We start from the raw sequence: 16421 nt of genomic DNA, 5'->3' as shown, positions 1-16421 counted from the left end.
CTTATGTATGAAATGGAACACGGAATTGCACGTATACGGCATCGCCCTCGCCGCATTCGCCGAACTCGCTTAACGGAGCGGGGCTGCTGACTTTTAACTTGGCCCCAAGCTCGTCCATCGCGCTTTTGTCCTTCGTGTCGATTCGCACGATCAGCTCCGTTTCGGTTCGGCGAAACGTTAAGATGAGCGTTTCCGGTTCTCCGAAAGGCGAAGGTTTTACCGCAAATCGAAAGTGGTTGAGCGTAGCAATCACGAGCTCGGATATCTGCTTGACGTCGATCGGGAGATCGGCCAGGTTCACTTCGTTTTCGACGCGAACATCAAGCCGCAACGTGTTGCATACGGTGCGAAACGAGTGCAGATACAAAGCTAGCGAAGGATCGCCGAGCCTGGATACATGGCTGTCTTTGGCCATGTTTTCACTTATCTTGTCCACAATGTGCGGTAATTTTTCATATTTTTTTAAACGGATATATCCGTACAAAACTTGCAGCTCGTTCATCCAATCATGCCGGTGGTGATTCAATGTACGTAAAAACGTCAGGTGATTGGCTTCGATCATTCGTTGAAACGACTGCGCTTGACGTTGCCGATCGATGTAGATCCATGCGATAAAAGCGATGACGACAAGCAGCGCCATGACTAAACCAAGCAGCCACGAACTATTGTATGCGATCAACACGACAATCGGGATGAGCGCAGCTCCTCCCAGCAGCAATTGAATCCTTCGCCAATGCTCCATGATCGTTTCCCCGTTTCCTCTTATTCCCCCGTGAAACTGAACGCTTCAACTTGATGCAACCGGCTCAATATAAGAAAAGCTTCTATTCGGAGCACTTTCAACGATGAATGACCCTGCGTTAGAGGAAGCTTTTCTTGACAAATAGAATTTTGATTCACTGCGTTATCTGCGGAAAATCTTATAAATTCCATATTGTTAAGAAAAGCTTCTATTCGGAGCACTTTCAACGATGAATGACCCTGCGTTAGAGGAAGCTTTTCTTGACAAATAGAATTTTGATTCACTGCGTTATCTGCGGAAAATCTTATAAATTCAATATTGTTAAGAAAAGCTTCTATTCGGAGCACTTTCAACGATGAATGACCCTGCGTTAGAGGAAGCTTTTCTTGACAAATAGAATTTTGATTCACTGCGTTATCTGCGGAAAATCTTATAAATTCAATATTGTTAAGAAAAGCTTCTATTCGGAGCACTTTCAACGATGAATGACCCTGCGTTAGAGGAAGCTTTTCTTGACAAATAGAATTTTGATTCACTGCGTTATCTGCGGAAAATCTTATAAATTCTATATTGTTAAGAAAAGCTCCTTTTCGGAGCCCATTCCACGATGAATGACCCTGCGTAAGAGGAAGCTTTTCTTGACAAATAGAATTTTGATCCACTGCGTTATCTGCCGAAAACTTATAAATTCTATATTGTTTGCAAAAAATCCCTGACGACGATTGGCCGCCAGGGATGTAATGGACTTCGGACTAAACTTCAACAGCAGCTGCAACCGGAGCAGCGGTTACTGGGTAGACGCTCACTTTTTTGCGATCGCGTCCCCAACGCTCGAATTTCACAACGCCGTCCACTTTCGCGAACAACGTGTCGTCCTTGCCGATGCCCACGTTCGTTCCCGGATGAATTTTCGTTCCGCGTTGACGAACGATAATCGTTCCCGCAGGGATGTTTTGTCCATCCGCACGTTTAACGCCAAGTCGCTTCGCGATGGAGTCGCGTCCGTTTTTCGTGGAGCCTACACCTTTCTTCGAAGCGAATAGCTGAAGATCTAATTTCAACATCGTAGTCTACCTCCTTCATTTCGTAATGTCTTGCACCGAAACATGTTTGCCGTAGCTTTGCCGGATCGTTTCCAGCATGACGACCATCGATTCCAGCAGCAGCTGGACGTCGGCGCGTTTACTCTCGTCCGCCGTCCGAGGAACGACCGCTTGCAGCAGTCCGCTCTCCATCCGGGTTTCGAGCTCTATGCCCGACAAGGCTTCGATTGCATTGACCGTACCGACCGATACCGCGGATACGCCGGCGCAGACGATATCGTTGCCCGGGTTCGCGAATAAGGCGTGGCCTTCAATCTTGAAGCCGCCGATCGACCGATCATGCGCGTTGCGCTCGATCGTGACGCGTATCATACGCCGTCACCTCTTACGCTTGGATTTTTTCGATCGTCACTTTCGTATACGGTTGACGATGGCCTTGCTTACGACGATAGTTTTTCTTCGCTTTATATTTGAAAACGATAACTTTCTCGCCTTTGCCTTGTTTCTCTACTTTCGCAGTAACCGTTGCGCCGGAAACGACCGGGCTGCCCGTTACGAAGCTGTCGCCTTTGGAAACGGCCAAAACTTGATCAAACGTCACGCTTTCGCCTTCGCCGGCATTCAGTTTTTCGATGTAAAGAACGTCGCCTTCTTGAACTTTGTATTGCTTGCCGCCAGTTACGATAATTGCGTACATTGCTTGCACCTCCTCATGTCTCAGACTCGCCCTACGCCAAGGTGATGCCGCCGTCCTCAGGAACGCGCCATGCTTATCATTCTACCCGGTTGGTGCGGTTACAGCATGTTAAAAAACAACACACTCCAATATACTATCACATCCGCCTGCAAGAAGCAATGCTAGGCGATTATTTGTTGGACACTCCAACACCCTTACAGTTCGCATGTCGACCAATCAACGTTGAAGCGCAACCGATTCTCGCACTTTCTTCCTCGTAATCTCCAATAAGCCCAGCTTCGTCCATCCGACAACGGCGTTTTTCGTCCGGTCCTTCTTCATCCCTTGCTCCAGCCGGTCTACGATTTGCTGGCGATGCTTCTCCGTCTGCATATCGATGAAATCAACGATAATAATGCCGCCGATATCCCGCAGCCTGAGCAGCCGCGCAATCTGGTCCGCCGCTTCCAGATTCGTCTGGAAGACCGTTTCCTCGAGGTCCGTGGAGCCGATAAACTTCCCGGTATTCACATCGATGACGGTTAACGCTTCGGTCGGATCAATTACGATATAACCGCCGCTGGCCAGCCGAATGCGCTGCTGGAAAGCTTGGTCCAGCTGCTCCTGCACGTGATACTGCCGGTAGAGCGGCGTACCGCCCCGATGCACCTTGACTCGCTCGTGAAGATCCGGGGCCACGATGCCGATAAGACGGCTAAGTTCTTCGCCCTTGGATGCATCGTCGATAATGACTTCATCCATGTTCCGCGTGAACACATCCCGGACGAGCCGGTGCATCATATCGAGATCGCGATGGATTTCGCTTGGCACAGGGCTTCCGTGCTGCTTGGCCACAATGCCGTCCCAGACTTCGCGCAGAAATTTCAGGTCGTTCTCCAGCGCTTCTCGCGTTTCCCCTTCTGCGACGGTGCGCAGGATGACACCTTCTCCCGGCAGCCGCAAGTCGTCGCCGATATGCTTCAGTCTCGTACGCTCGCTTTCGCTTTCGATCTTGCGCGAGACGCCGACGTAATCCGCATTCGGCATATACACGAGCCAGCGCCCCGGAAGCGAATAATGCGTCGTTACGCGGGCTCCCTTGCCGCCGAACGGCTCTTTCATCACTTGTACGACGATCGTTTGTCCCGGCTTCAGCAGCTCGGCGATCGAAGGTTTCACTTTCGGTTGTTTATCAAGGTGCGGATGAAGAACATCATCGATATATAAAAAAGCGTTTTTTCCTTGTCCGATATCGACAAAAGCCGCTTGCATGCCTGGCAGCACGTTCACGACCCGGCCGACATATATATTGCCTACCAACTGTTTCGTTTGCGGATGCTCAACATAATATTCGACAACCTGCTTGTCCTCTACAATAGCAACCTGCGATTTGTTGTGCTCGCAATGAACGATCATCTGTTTCATGGCTCCACCTCGTCATCGCACAATGTATGTATATTTTACATCAAAAATTTCAATTGTGCACGGCTCGATTTGACCGCCATCACGGTTTCTGGAAGTATGTTTGAATTAACCGCTGTTCAGGAAGCACGGCTACGATTTTCCCTTGTTCGTTCATCACGTAGATCAAATGGTATCTCTCCCGCATGAACAACCGAAGAATGGCGCCGACGCCTCGCTGCCGGCCCACGACGATCGGCTGGGCGAGCGTTCCCTGAGCGATCAACGGAATCGTCCGATATTCGCGGTCCATCAGGAAACGCATGAAATAAAACGGGACGTTGCGGTACGCATACCAATTCGAATACAGCAGAAACAATCCGATCGCGAGCAAATTAAGCGGGATGCCGCCGAAGGCGATATGGACGAGCGCATACCCGATCAGCAGGAGGCTGAAGGCCAGGCTGCATACATAGGTGAGAACGATCGTCCGGTGAAAGGAAAGCCACAAGCTGCATAGCGATTGCAGGACGCGTCCTCCGTCAAGCGGCAGGATCGGCAGCAAATTGAATAAAGCGATCATTTCGTTCGCTCGGATGAAGTATTGGCTCCATGCTTCGCTCCATAAACCAAAATAAGACATCGCGAACGCGAACAAGATCATCATGACGTTCTGCAGCGGTCCGGCCAAGGCAACGATGATGTCTTCCCTTGCCGGTACGGCTCCCGGCTTATCCATGACGGCGACGCCGCCGAAAGGCAGCAGCTCGACGGCGACCACATTCCAGCCGAATGTGCGCGCAGCCGCGACATGGCCGAGTTCATGAATCAGTACGATGGCGAATAATACGACGACCTCCGTCAAATAACCGGTCGCAATCGAACCGAGCAGCACAAGGACGAACAATGGGTGCAGCCGGAACGTCATCCCCTTCCATTTAATCAAGCGGGATCACATCCGCCGGATTGACGTATTCGCCTTTTTTGCGAATCGATAAGTATAAGCCGGGAGAAGCTCCGGATTTGCCGGTTTGCGAGGCAACGGCGCCGATCGTCTCGCCTCCTTTGACCCAATCGTTCGCCTTCACATATACGACACCCAATCGGGCGTATACCGATTCGGTCTGGTCGGCGTGCCGGATCGTAACCGTCGACATGCCGTCCTGCGCCGTCTGCACGCCGGATACCAATCCGGCGTCCATCGCCGCTACCTCCGCTTCGGCTTTCGTCGCGATCACAACGCCTTTCGAGCCGGACGTAAACGGCTCCGCCACCGTTCCGCTGACCGGCTTGAAGCGAGGGCTTGCCGCATTGCCGTTAACTTTTTTAGCTTCGACCGGATCATTGTGGCCGAATATCGGAATAAACGACGGCGCGCCGTCAAACCATTGCTCATATAAAGCGGCAACCGCCGTAAAATCGAAGCTCTCGTTCAGGGAGCTTGCGATAAATGCTTTGCTTTTGTCCGCCCACGGCGCATCGGTCAAACGGAACAGCGCAACGACGCCAATATACAGGACGAAGCACAAAACAAGCTTCAGCTGCAGCTGTTTGCGCGTCGGCGGCGCCATCCACAATGTCCATCTCGATTCTTCTTCATCGTGTGGTGACGCTGGCTGCACACCGCTCGTACGCGTATAGCCGAAACGCTCGTTCCAGTTACGGCCCGCGTTTTTTTTCCAAGCGACCTCGGGATCGGGCTCGAATTCCGCGGGCTCGTCCGTATCGCGCGGCGGATCCCCCGCATAAAGTCGGATCGCGCCGTGCTGCAGCAGATCATCGATCGTCGGATCCGCTTGCGGATCTTGAGTGATCGGCGGTTTCGCCCGGCTAAGGCGTTCTTCCGCCCATTCCCCCCGCTCCGAGCGGCTATCCGTCATTCCGGCGGCCTCCGGAAGCTGCGACAGCTGATTGATCCGATCGCGTCTGCGCCGCCTCACATTTTCTTTGACATCCATATCCGAATCCCCTTTGAACGCCCGTCTTGAGAGCTTGTTTACTTCATAACTATGACAAGCCGGGTCGGAATATGAGCAAGCCTATGCCTCCGGTCATTGCGGCGAAACGCAAAAAACGCCGCAAACGGAATCTCCGCTTGCAGCGTCTCATAAGTCGTACGTTAGAACATTTCGTATTTTTCCTGGTGCACTTTAATGCTGAGCACAACCCCGACGCAAATCATGTTCAACAGCAGCGACGTTCCGCCATAGCTGATAAATGGCAGCGTAATGCCGGTAATCGGCATAAGTCCGATCATCATGCCGACGTTTTCGAAAATTTGGAATACGAACATCGAAACGATGCCGACGATAATAAAGGCGCCGCGCTTATCGTAACATTGAATGGATATGAGAATCATTCGGTAAATTAGCAGAAAATAGAGGAGCAGCAAAACCGAAGCGCCGACGAAACCGAACTCCTCGCCGATGATGACGAAGATAGAGTCCGAATAGGTGTACGGAACGCTTTTTTTCGAAGTCCCTTGCATGAAGCCGTCGCCCGACAAACCGCCGGAGCCTACCGCGATTTTCGACAGCTTCGATTGCAGCTTGTCGTCGCTCGAAGCATTTTCCGGGTCCATGAACGTATTGATCCGCTTATACCAATGCCCTTTGTTATGACTGTCCAGATAATCCTTAATTTCCAAATTATACGTATTGAACAAATAAAAAAACAAAGCGAGAAAAGCGGCTAAGGTCGCAACGCCAATCAACACATGCGAATATTTGACATTTCCGATCCAGAGCATCCCAAGCAGGATAACAAAATAAATAATCGCGTTGCCCAGGTCCGGCTGGATCAACACAAGCAAAAACGGCACGCACACAGTGGCGAAGATCGGCAGCAAGTCGGATGTCACCTTAAGCGGATTGCCTTCCCGTTTGCCGAGAAAATAAGCGACGGTCAAAATCAGGCATAGCTTCATCATTTCGGCAGGCTGAAACTGCAAGCCTCCCGGCAACTGGAACCAGCCGCTTGCTCCGTTGATCCCCGCGGTAAAATAAACCGCGACGAGCAGAACGATGCCGACACCGTAAAAATATAACGAGCCCTTCAGCAATAACCTATAATCGAATATGGCAACGGCCAGCAAAGCGATAAAACCGACTACGAAAAAAATCGCTGTTTTGATTTCCGAACCGGCAAACTTCGTGCCGAACGTTGCGCTGTAAACGACAATGACGCTGATGACCATAAGCATGGCCAAAATGACGACGATGCCCCAGTCTATTTTCTTAAGCTTTAACAGCAATACGATCAACCCATTCCGAAAAACTTCTTGAATCTGTAGAAGACACCGGGCTTTTCTTCAAGCTGCATCAGCGGAACCGCATCCCCCAAAATCCGGCGGGCGATATTGCGATAAGCAATGGCTGCGCGCGACCCGGGATTCATGACGGTGGGCTCCCCGCTATTGGCCGCCTTGATGACATGTTCGTCATCCGGTACGATCCCGATCAAATCGATCGCCAGCACTTGGCATATTTCGTCTATGTCGAGCATTTCGCCGTTCTTCAGCATGTTCTGGCGAATCCGGTTAATGATCAGCTTCGGCGATTCGATTTCCGTTTGCTCCAGCAAGCCGATGATCCGGTCCGCGTCTCGAACCGCCGCTCGCTCAGGCGTCGTTACGACAATGGCGCGATCCGCTCCGGCAATCGCGTTTCTGAACCCTTGCTCGATACCTGCCGGGCAGTCGATGATGACATATTCGAACTCCTTCTTCAGCTCGGCGACGACGTCTCTCACCTGCTCTGGAGAAACCGCGTGCTTGTCTTTCGTCTGCGCGGCCGGAAGCAAGTACAGCTCGTCGAACCGCTTATCCTTAATTAACGCTTGCTGCAAGCGGCAGCGTCCTTCAATTGCATCAACCAAGTCGTAAATAATCCGATTTTCCAGCCCCATGACGACGTCCAAATTACGCAAGCCGATATCGGTATCGACCATGCATACTTTTTTCCCGAGCAAAGCGAGCGCAGTACCGAGATTGGCCGAAGTCGTCGTTTTGCCGACGCCGCCTTTGCCGGACGTGATTACGATTGCCTCTCCCACACGAATCACACTCCTCTATATTCCATTGCCGCAGGACGCATGCGATGAAAATGCGTCAGCTTGTCGATTTCCATCTTGCCGTCCTTCAAATATGCGTATTCCATCGAAAACTGTTCGACGCCCCACTCTTCGGGCGGCCGGCTGATCACATCGGCGATGCGCAGCTGTGTCGGCTGCAGCAGAGAAGCGGCAATGACCGCCTCCGTGTCGCCGTCGACGCCGGCATGCGCCATGCCGCGCAATGCACCCATCACGTAGATGTCGCCGGTGCATACGATCGTGCCACCCGGATTCACGTCGCCGAAAAATATCAGATTTCCGTCATGGTGCAGCGTTTGCCCCGAACGAACGATGCCCGACAACGTCTTTAACGATTTGCCGGGCTTGCCTTCCACAGGTTCGTCCGATTCGATCGATTGGATCGATAAATTGCCCACCTGCACGATCAGGTTGCGGATTTCTTCCTTCTGTTCTTCGGTCACGATACGACCTCCGAGCTTGACATCCACTTGGATTTCCGGTCCCGACAAGATGCGGGAGTGCGATTTTTCAAGCTTAAAGCGCAGCTCCTTGAGCAGATCGGAGAATAAACATGAGTCGTCTAATATAAAAACGAGGCCATCCCGCACCCCTTTAATTGTGACATATCGATTAGCCGCAGACATTGACCTCGAGCCCCCCAACGAATACAATTCGCCCTCGTTTTGCTGATATCCTGCTATCGCTGCGAAAAGTTTTAGCTCTGCTCCTCTTCCTTCTTACTTTTATCGGCACCTTCCCATAGCTTTTTCAATGGCAAGTACAACGCCAGAGCAAACGTGACGTTCAGCAGCAAGCTCGGCAGAATATGATGCACGAGCGCCCATGTGTAGGGTTCATGAATAACCTTGAACAACGTATAAATGCTCCAGACGGTGGAGTCGAACAGCACGTTGCCGATCAGCAGAATGCCTGTCATGAGAGGAAGGCTTAGACGGTTTTTGTTCAGAACAAGCCCCGTCGCATAACCGCCGAGCCCCATGGAGAACGTATATACGCCGATCATATGGCCGTAAAACACGACGTCGTGCAGCATGCCGAACAATAATCCGAAAAAAAGGGCATAATGGCGGTTCATATAAACGGCGGAGTAAAGCACGATCGTGAAGACGAAATGCGGAACGATTCTTGTATGCCATTCGTCCGGAATAAGCCACGGCATAACCGTTCCTTCAAGCAGGAATAAAACGAACAAAATAAGGACGATAATATGTGGCCGCATCGTTATTTCTCCTCTAGCTTCGGCACTTCGATAACGAACACTTCCGTCCAATGCGAGAAATCGGCGGCCGGTTTAATCGTCGCCGTGCTGGTCAGTCCCGCTTCGCCCACCTGGCGGGAAACGACCGTCCCAATGACAACCCCGCGCGGGAACACAAGTCCGATACCGGAAGAGATGATCGTATCCCCCTTGGCGAGCGGATCGTTTTCCGCGATTTTCGTCATGGTCAGCATGCCGGTTTGCTTGTCGTACTTCTCGATCATCCCGAACGACTGATTTTCCTTGTTATAAACCGTTGCGGCGATTGCCTTGGTCGTGCCGGAATTTTCGTCCAAGTCCGTAATGAGCTGCACCGTGGAGTAGAAATGGGCAACCTCCGTCACCCGGCCGATCAATCCGTCAACCGTGGCGACAGCCATATTCGGCTCGATGCCGTCGCTGGAGCCAAGATTGATCTTGATCGTGCTGTTGAACGGATCCGGGTTCGCCGCGATCACTTGAGCGATATGGTATTTGTAATTGTACATGTTTTTTTGCTTTTCGGTAAAATCCAGCGCTTTTTTCAGCCGTTCATTCTCCTGCTGTATCATGTTGTACGTATATTTGTCACGGTAGTAATGAGCCGCCGTAATTTTCAGCTCTTCGTTTTCCTTGTAGATGATACGCATCTTCCGAATATCTTCAAACAAGCCCGCTATATAAGAAGCGGGCTTGTAAATTAAGCCTTGTGCGAAGGAAACCGTATCGTTCACGAATTTTTCCGGCCAAGACAACTCATCGCGTTTGTTCAAAGTAAATCCCATGAGCGCAATGAAGAAGATTAACGCGAACAGCAATAATATCAATCGTTTGTTCCCGAGCAGCTTAAACAGAATAAACACCTTCCAACTCTAAGATAAACGGCTCCCGCCGTCCAGTTCGGCGCATTCGTTTACCGATGAAATATTACCTTCTGGATTTGCCGGCAGGCCCTGTCTTTGATTTGAACAGATGGATGTTCTCGAGTGCGCGGCCGGTTCCGATCGCTACGCAATCCAGCGCGTTTTCCGCAACAAGCACGGGCATGCCGGTTTCGCGTGCCAGCAGCCGGTCGAGATTGCGCAGCAGACCGCCGCCGCCGGTCAAGACGATGCCGCGATCCATAATATCGGCCGCAAGCTCCGGCGGGCATTTCTCGAGCGTCACTTTTACTGCCTCGATAATTGCGTTAACGGTATCGGCGAGCGCTTCCGTAATTTCGTCGGACGTGACGGCCATCGTTTTCGGCAAGCCGGATACAAGATCCCGTCCGCGGATTTCGATCGACTCCACTTTGTCGAGCGGCAGAGCCGAGCCGATTTCCAGCTTGAGCTGCTCCGACGTCCGCTCCCCGATCATCAGGCTGTACGTTCGTTTAATATAGCTGCTGATCGCATCGTCCATCTCGTCGCCGGCCACCCGGATCGATCGGCTGGTCACGATGCCGCCAAGGGAGATAACGGCTACCTCGGTCGTGCCGCCGCCAATATCGACAACCATGCTGCCCGTCGGCTCCCAGACGGGAAGATCGGCGCCGATTGCCGCGGCGAACGGCTCCTCGATCGTAAACGCTTCACGGGCACCCGCTTGCTTCGTGGCGTCCTCGACGGCGCGCTTCTCCACCGCGGTGATGCCGGAAGGCACGCATACCATGACGTTCGGGTGACGCGGGAATAACGATCTTTGCTTCTGGGCTTGTCTAATAAAATATTTGATCATCGTCGCCGTCGTTTCGAAATCGGCAATAACCCCGTCCTTCATCGGACGAACGGCACGAATGTTGCCGGGCGTGCGGCCGATCATTTTTTTGGCCGATTCGCCGACCGCTTCGATTGTTTTCGTATCGGTACGCAAAGCAACGACGGAAGGTTCTCGGACGACAATGCCTTTCCCTCTTACATAAACAAGCGTATTGGCCGTGCCAAGGTCAATACCCAGATCTTTCGAAAAACTGCCGAACATGGCATTCATCTCCCTTTCCTATCCGCAAAATAACCCCACAAAGTGCAGTCTTGCTTCGAAGCTGATTCAGGTACTTTGCGGGGACCCCGAAACTTATAAATTCTAAACCTTCAAGGATAACGGCTTGCGCCGTTCTAATCGCTTTTACCGAGCTTCTGATCGAAGCCTATCGATGATCCTGAAATATTATTATATTACATTAGCCCCTGCTCCTTCAAACTTACAAACGTCCGGTCTCCGATCACGATATGATCCAATACGTCGATGCCGATAATTTGGCCGGCTTCAATGAGCCTGTTCGTCAAATGGATATCTTCCGGGCTCGGAGTCGGGTCGCCGCTAGGATGATTGTGAGCGCATAATATTGAGGCGCTGCTCCGCTTAATGGCGGCGCGAAAAACTTCACGGGGGTGAACAAGCGAGCTGTTTAGCGTGCCCATCGACAGCGTCTCTTGCCCGATGACATGATTTTTCGTATTGAGGAACAAACAAACGAAGTGCTCTTTCTGCAAATACCTCAAGTCTTCCATCAAATAGTCGGCCGCATCCTTCGGCGAGCGGATTGTGACCGCCTCGTTCATCGCGCTTCGCGCCAGCCTCCGTCCAAGCTCGATGCCGGCTTGAATTTGCGCGGCCTTGGCCCGCCCGATGCCTTTGATTTCGATTAGTTGATCCGTACTCATATCAACTAAATTGCGCAAACCGTCCGTTTGCTTCAGCAGTCTTTGCGCCACATGAACGGCCGATTCGGAAATCGTCCCCGTTCGCAAAATGATGGCGAGCAGCTCGGCGTTGCTTAACGCCCCAGCCCCGAATTGCAGCATGCGTTCTCTAGGTCGTTCCTCATTCGGGACATCGCGCAATGTGTAATTGAGCGATTCCATGAATTCCCCTCTTTCATCGGTATGGTGGCACTACAATATTCGACGACGATATTCGCGACAAAAAGTTTACAGCACCTCCACGCCAAAATCGACAAGCATATTCGCAAGCAGCGACAGCGGCAATCCGACAACGTTGAAATAGCAGCCTTCGATCGACTCTACGATCGTGGCGCCCAGCCCCTGAATTGCGTAAGACCCGGCTTTGTCCATCGGCTCGCCCGAAGCGACATATCGCGCGACTTGTTTTTCGGTCAGCGGCTTCATATGTACGTCCGTAATGCGGTGCGCAACGGAAAGGCGTCCGTCCGCGGAATTCAAGCAGGCGACGCCGCTGTACACCAAATGCGTGCGGCCTTGCAGCAGCTGCAGCATAAACTCGGCGTCCCGTTCGTCCTTCGGCTTGCCCAGCACCCGATTGTCGATGACGACAATCGTGTCCGCGCCGATGACGATGCCTTGCTCGTCCGGTTTGAGCCGCTCGGCAACCGCCTGAGCCTTGCGCACGGCAAGCGTTTCGACGATTTGCGCCGGGCTCCAGTCGTCCGGCGTCGTTTCGTCCACATCGCTCACTTTCACCTGATAAGGCAGGCCAAGCGCGCGGATCAACTCCTGCCGACGCGGTGATGAAGAAGCTAGGATAAGCGGCAAATGCGATGTCATGTTCATTCTGAATCCTCCTAAGCTTGAAACTACAACTTGCGATAAATCCAAATGGCTGCAATGACGCCGATTAAGCTCAATACGCTTATTTTAACCTGAATATGTATTTCATATTTTAGCGCATCCAGATCCAGTTGCGGCTCCCAGGCAATCGTGGTCGATTGGGTCAAAAAGGAAATGCCCGGCACCGGGGCGAGAAGATGCGCCGCCAGCGATCCTGCTATAAGTCCGATAAGCAAAAAAACAATTAAGACGAAGTTGTTTTTTTTCAAAAGCCGATCATCCTTCGCTCGTCATTATCGCTTCGGCAATCGACGATTGATACGGTCCATCGACGGCAGACCGGAAAAATCGACAACGAAGCTCTATTCTATTATACGGGCAAAGCGGAATCAAGACAATGAACCGGCATTGGACCCAAAGACTCAAATTCGTCACTTTTGAGTACCGAAAACCGCGCGCCAGAAGGATTTGGACATATTTTCCGGCTTACTCCCGCAGTAAACTCTAGTACAATTGTTTGGGAAGGAGGGCATGTGATGAACAAAATAGCAACGATGCTGCTCGTTACCGTTTTGCTCTTCGTGTTCCCTGCCCAAGCTTTTGCCGTCAAAATTGTCGTTGATGCCGGACATGGCGGCAGTGATCCAGGCGCGATCGGAGTTAATCAACTTCGCGAGAAGGACGTCAATCTCGATATCGCCATGAAGCTCAAACAGCAGCTGATTGAGCGGGGCTACGAGGTCACGCTTACGCGCATCGGAGACAACTACATAAGTTTAAGTAACCGGGTCGATTTCACGAATCAGGCGAAGGCCGACCTGTTCGTCTCCATCCATGCCAATTCGCATTCGTCGTCATCGGCGCGAGGAAGCCTTGTCCTGTATTACGATAACGCTTACCCGCAAGCCGATTATCCGTCAAGCCCGGAGATGGCGGCGCTGACGCCGAAGAGCAAAAAACTGGCGACGTCCGTGCTTGACGGGGTCGTAAGGTCTGCCGGAACGGCCAATCTCGGCATCGTGCCTAGCGCCGTTTACGTCGTCCGATCCGGGACGATTCCAAGCGTACTGGTTGAAACCGCTTTCTTATCGAATGCACAGGACGCGGCCATGCTCTCACAGCAGTCGGTACGCCAGAACATGGCGAATGGCATCGCAAACGGCATTGCCGCCTATTTGCCCGCCGTATTCTCGGACATTCGTTCCGACTACTGGGCCTTCGATTCGATCGCCCGATTGAAGGAGAAGGATATCATCCATGGCGATAACGGCAAATTCGCCCCGGAACGCAGCATTACGCGAGCGGAATTCACGGCGATGTTGTCGCAAGTCGTGCAATTGTCCAAGGTGACGCAGAACGGAGATGCATCCAATGCCTCTTCGAATAGCGACACAACCTTCCCTGACCTGCAGCAGTCGCACTGGGCATACGGCGCGTTGCAGCAGGCGATCCGGCTAGGCATTATGCACGGTTATCCCGACGGGACGATCCAACCGGATTCGGCCATATCCCGTGCGGAAATAGCCGTCATGCTCGATCGCGCGGTCCAAATCGCGAATGGGACGCCTTCAAGCGAAGGAAACGCGGGCACAGGCACCGGAAGCGACGGCAGCGACAATGCCGGAGCCGCATCGGAACCGGAAACCTCCGGCAACGATGCATCTTCCGATGCAAAAAGCGAAGCAACACCCGGGCCGGTCACAACGGCAGCAGCAAGCCCGCAGCAGGAAGACAATTCAGCGTACGAAGCGATATTCGGCGACGTGCCTGAACAATTCTGGGCCGCAGCTTCCGTGTACAAATGGAACAAGCTTGGCATCATTAAGGGAACCGAAGCAAACGTATTCGAGCCGAACCGCTCCGCCAAACGCGCCGAAACGGCCGTCATGCTGGATCGGTACATGCAACAAGCAGGAAAGTAACCATCTCAACATCTCGTAAGCAATCCTATTGTCATACTTAATAAGACCGGAGAATCGACGGGGTGCAGTGCTCCCCTCGCCTCTCCGGTCTTTCCTCTTTATTGAATGCCGATCGTCTCGAGCAGCTCTTTCTCCGCCAAGATATAGCTCATCGCGGACGATTGAACCTGCCATAACATCGACGAACTCGGATTTTTGTTGTATTTGTCCATCGCGACAATCGCTGTATTCACCGCATTGTTCAACTGTTGCTGCAAAGCTTTCGTTTGCTCCGGCAATCCGGCTGCCGCCTTCGGCACAAGCTGGGTCCAAGCCTGGTGATCGCTTTGAATCGTTTTGACCGTGGCGGCATCGAGTGTCCCGGGCGTCAGCTCGGCTAAATGAACAAGGGTCAGCTTGATCAGTGAATCCATAAGAGACGCGCCTTGATTAAAATACGACTCGGCTTCGTCCTTCGCGCCTGAATAATAAATCCGATTTGCTGCAGGCAGCTCTATCGGTTTCGCATATACTTCCGTTACTTGGCTCTCCAGTTGGGCTTTAATTGCAGCCGCATTGTCCTTCGTATCGCTGATGCCCGCATATACCCGATACATGTCCTGATCCTGCGAAGCGGCGGCTAAACCCAATTGTCGGAGCTCCTCTTGCGCGGTTTGTGCGCCGTCCTTCGTGCTGAATACGCCGTACTGCAGCATATAATACGATTTCGGCTCGATTTGAACGTCGACGGCCGTCAGATTATCGGTATTGAGCACGGGCTTCGCCCCGTCCGTCGAAGCTGTGCCTTGTCCGTTGTCCGGCTGCTTCAGCGGAATAACCCCACTTTCACCGGACACGGCCGTGCTGTTTTCTTTGGGCTCCGTCACTTGCGACGTTCCCTTCTTGTCCTGGTCGGAAGTAAACATCGATAGCACGAGGAAGCCGAATACCGCTCCCGTGACGATCGCTCCCGTCACCGTGATGAATATTTTCAGCCATGACGGCTGTGTGCTTCGTCCATAACGCATCGATCGGTGCAGTTCCTCTTCGATGACGGGCACGTGGTATGGCTCTTCCTCCCTGTAAGATCGGCCGCCGGTTTGACTTTGCGCCTGATTGCGCATAGGCGTCCGGCGGTAGGAGCGCTCGTCCGGCTCGGATCTGCGTTCGCCGCTATCCCGGATCATTTGCTCCAATCGGTCCGTTTCATCGTTATATGGGGCATTCCAGCGTATATCTTCATTTCTGATCGATTGAATCGTCTTCGGCCGATCTTCGCGCTCTTCAACGACTTGAAAGTCCTCCTCATACAAGGGAATAATGTTATCCTGTTTATCCGCTGCCGGCAAATCGACCTGACGTCCGTCGCGATCGAATCGATATGTGATTCTCGCCTTGTTCATTTCGCTCTCTCCCTTGTCCGATTACTCTTTCATGTACAATCTATGAACGAGGCGCCGATTTTATGATCTCTTTTATTTCCATAAATGATCGCCGCAAAAACTGGGAACGCTACAGCTAAGACAAAGAAGCGAAAGGGGCAATAACCGTGAGCCCGTTTTACCAAACGTTAATACTGTTGGTCGTGGCGATACTGATTGTAGGCTCTGTCGTTACGGTGCTGGTCGGACGCAGGCAGAGGTCGGGCAAAGACCACGATGTCAGCTATACGCGGCAGAAGCACACGATTTTGGCAAATCCGATTTTTTATTTGTATATTTTGATGCCGATTGCGGTTATTATCGGCGCATATATCTTATATGTCGCATCCGGAGAAATAAACAAATGAAATGAAACATGATCACAGGAGGAAATCC

General features: G+C 52.1%; 19 protein-coding genes. 2 read left to right on the top strand and 17 right to left on the bottom strand.

The window, feature by feature from the left end; all coding sequences use genetic code 11:
• Position 1 precedes the first annotated feature (1 nt).
• The 16 genes from AC0LWM_RS14610 to AC0LWM_RS14535 all read right to left on the bottom strand — a co-directional run bounded on the left by AC0LWM_RS14610 (position 2) and on the right by AC0LWM_RS14535 (position 12972).
• A complete protein-coding gene (locus AC0LWM_RS14610) occupies positions 2-742 on the bottom strand; it encodes a Spo0B domain-containing protein (RefSeq protein WP_474675692.1) in 741 nt (246 codons plus the stop codon).
• Positions 743-1494: 752 nt separating this feature from the next.
• A complete protein-coding gene (gene rpmA / locus AC0LWM_RS14605; RefSeq protein ID WP_474675691.1) occupies positions 1495-1806 on the bottom strand; it encodes a 50S ribosomal protein L27 in 312 nt (103 codons plus the stop codon).
• A 15-nt stretch (positions 1807-1821) separates the two neighbouring features.
• Positions 1822-2157: a ribosomal-processing cysteine protease Prp gene (locus AC0LWM_RS14600; protein ID WP_474675690.1), complete on the bottom strand. Its 336-nt coding sequence runs from the start codon at positions 2155-2157 to the stop codon at positions 1822-1824.
• Positions 2158-2170: 13 nt separating this feature from the next.
• Complete coding sequence (rplU, locus tag AC0LWM_RS14595; protein ID WP_474675689.1) at positions 2171-2482, bottom strand: 50S ribosomal protein L21; 312 nt, start codon at positions 2480-2482, stop codon at positions 2171-2173.
• A 216-nt stretch (positions 2483-2698) separates the two neighbouring features.
• Positions 2699-3886, bottom strand: a complete 1188-nt coding sequence (locus tag AC0LWM_RS14590) for an Rne/Rng family ribonuclease (protein ID WP_474675688.1) — start codon at positions 3884-3886, stop codon at positions 2699-2701.
• Positions 3887-3965: 79 nt separating this feature from the next.
• On the bottom strand, positions 3966-4808 hold the full coding sequence (locus tag AC0LWM_RS14585) for a M50 family metallopeptidase (RefSeq protein ID WP_474675687.1): 843 nt from the start codon (positions 4806-4808) through the stop codon (positions 3966-3968).
• On the bottom strand, positions 4801-5820 hold the full coding sequence (locus AC0LWM_RS14580; RefSeq protein WP_474675686.1) for a peptidoglycan DD-metalloendopeptidase family protein: 1020 nt from the start codon (positions 5818-5820) through the stop codon (positions 4801-4803). The genes AC0LWM_RS14585 and AC0LWM_RS14580 overlap by 8 nt, the downstream gene beginning before the upstream one ends.
• A 161-nt stretch (positions 5821-5981) precedes the next feature.
• Positions 5982-7115 carry an FtsW/RodA/SpoVE family cell cycle protein gene (locus tag AC0LWM_RS14575; RefSeq protein ID WP_474675685.1) on the bottom strand — a complete coding sequence of 378 codons (1134 nt, stop codon included), beginning with the start codon at positions 7113-7115 and terminating at the stop codon, positions 5982-5984.
• Between the two features lie 5 nt (positions 7116-7120).
• Positions 7121-7915 (bottom strand): septum site-determining protein MinD, encoded by a 795-nt coding sequence (gene minD, locus AC0LWM_RS14570; protein ID WP_474675684.1) that lies wholly within the window; start codon positions 7913-7915, stop codon positions 7121-7123.
• 5 nt (positions 7916-7920) lie between these two features.
• Positions 7921-8580: a septum site-determining protein MinC gene (gene minC, locus AC0LWM_RS14565; protein WP_474675683.1), complete on the bottom strand. Its 660-nt coding sequence runs from the start codon at positions 8578-8580 to the stop codon at positions 7921-7923.
• Positions 8581-8651: 71 nt separating this feature from the next.
• A complete protein-coding gene (gene mreD / locus AC0LWM_RS14560) occupies positions 8652-9176 on the bottom strand; it encodes a rod shape-determining protein MreD (RefSeq protein WP_474675682.1) in 525 nt (174 codons plus the stop codon).
• 2 nt (positions 9177-9178) lie between these two features.
• The gene (gene mreC, locus AC0LWM_RS14555; RefSeq protein WP_474675681.1) at positions 9179-10057 is read right to left on the bottom strand and encodes a rod shape-determining protein MreC; all 879 of its coding nucleotides are present in this window, start codon (positions 10055-10057) and stop codon (positions 9179-9181) included.
• Positions 10058-10121: 64 nt separating this feature from the next.
• Positions 10122-11156: a rod shape-determining protein gene (locus AC0LWM_RS14550; protein WP_474675680.1), complete on the bottom strand. Its 1035-nt coding sequence runs from the start codon at positions 11154-11156 to the stop codon at positions 10122-10124.
• A 194-nt stretch (positions 11157-11350) separates the two neighbouring features.
• Positions 11351-12040, bottom strand: a complete 690-nt coding sequence (gene radC / locus AC0LWM_RS14545; protein WP_474675679.1) for a RadC family protein — start codon at positions 12038-12040, stop codon at positions 11351-11353.
• A 66-nt stretch (positions 12041-12106) separates the two neighbouring features.
• Entirely contained in the window at positions 12107-12706 is a 600-nt protein-coding gene (locus AC0LWM_RS14540; protein WP_474675678.1) for a Maf family protein, read from the bottom strand.
• Between the two features lie 23 nt (positions 12707-12729).
• Entirely contained in the window at positions 12730-12972 is a 243-nt protein-coding gene (locus tag AC0LWM_RS14535) for a DUF4321 domain-containing protein (protein ID WP_474675677.1), read from the bottom strand.
• 267 nt (positions 12973-13239) lie between these two features.
• On the opposite strand from AC0LWM_RS14535, the gene AC0LWM_RS14530 reads away from it, so the two are divergent.
• Positions 13240-14625: an N-acetylmuramoyl-L-alanine amidase gene (locus tag AC0LWM_RS14530; RefSeq protein WP_474675676.1), complete on the top strand. Its 1386-nt coding sequence runs from the start codon at positions 13240-13242 to the stop codon at positions 14623-14625.
• Between the two features lie 98 nt (positions 14626-14723).
• Here the strand turns inward: AC0LWM_RS14530 and AC0LWM_RS14525 are convergent, their stop codons facing one another.
• Positions 14724-16007 (bottom strand): SPOR domain-containing protein, encoded by a 1284-nt coding sequence (locus AC0LWM_RS14525; RefSeq protein ID WP_474675675.1) that lies wholly within the window; start codon positions 16005-16007, stop codon positions 14724-14726.
• A 146-nt stretch (positions 16008-16153) separates the two neighbouring features.
• On the opposite strand from AC0LWM_RS14525, the gene AC0LWM_RS14520 reads away from it, so the two are divergent.
• Complete coding sequence (locus AC0LWM_RS14520; protein WP_474675674.1) at positions 16154-16393, top strand: hypothetical protein; 240 nt, start codon at positions 16154-16156, stop codon at positions 16391-16393.
• The last annotated feature ends 28 nt before the right edge of the window (positions 16394-16421 follow it).

Source organism: Paenibacillus sp. sgz302148, assembly GCF_056120465.1.
Note: the sequence above shows the minus strand (reverse complement) of the source record. Positions and strands in the feature narration are given on the sequence as shown.

Excerpts from the sequence above, each read along its gene's own strand:
- AC0LWM_RS14550 (WP_474675680.1), bottom strand. The coding sequence starts at position 11,156 with ATGTTCGGCAGTTTTTCGAAAGATCTGGGTATTGACCTTGGCACGGCC.
- minC (WP_474675683.1), bottom strand. The coding sequence starts at position 8,580 with ATGTCTGCGGCTAATCGATATGTCACAATTAAAGGGGTGCGGGATGGC.
- AC0LWM_RS14600 (WP_474675690.1), bottom strand. The coding sequence starts at position 2,157 with ATGATACGCGTCACGATCGAGCGCAACGCGCATGATCGGTCGATCGGC.
- AC0LWM_RS14530 (WP_474675676.1), top strand. The coding sequence starts at position 13,240 with ATGAACAAAATAGCAACGATGCTGCTCGTTACCGTTTTGCTCTTCGTG.
- AC0LWM_RS14540 (WP_474675678.1), bottom strand. The coding sequence starts at position 12,706 with ATGAACATGACATCGCATTTGCCGCTTATCCTAGCTTCTTCATCACCG.
- AC0LWM_RS14610 (WP_474675692.1), bottom strand. The coding sequence starts at position 742 with ATGGAGCATTGGCGAAGGATTCAATTGCTGCTGGGAGGAGCTGCGCTC.
- AC0LWM_RS14580 (WP_474675686.1), bottom strand. The coding sequence starts at position 5,820 with ATGGATGTCAAAGAAAATGTGAGGCGGCGCAGACGCGATCGGATCAAT.
- radC (WP_474675679.1), bottom strand. The coding sequence starts at position 12,040 with ATGGAATCGCTCAATTACACATTGCGCGATGTCCCGAATGAGGAACGA.
- AC0LWM_RS14590 (WP_474675688.1), bottom strand. The coding sequence starts at position 3,886 with ATGAAACAGATGATCGTTCATTGCGAGCACAACAAATCGCAGGTTGCT.
- AC0LWM_RS14525 (WP_474675675.1), bottom strand. The coding sequence starts at position 16,007 with ATGAACAAGGCGAGAATCACATATCGATTCGATCGCGACGGACGTCAG.
- mreD (WP_474675682.1), bottom strand. The coding sequence starts at position 9,176 with ATGCGGCCACATATTATCGTCCTTATTTTGTTCGTTTTATTCCTGCTT.
- rplU (WP_474675689.1), bottom strand. The coding sequence starts at position 2,482 with ATGTACGCAATTATCGTAACTGGCGGCAAGCAATACAAAGTTCAAGAA.
- rpmA (WP_474675691.1), bottom strand. The coding sequence starts at position 1,806 with ATGTTGAAATTAGATCTTCAGCTATTCGCTTCGAAGAAAGGTGTAGGC.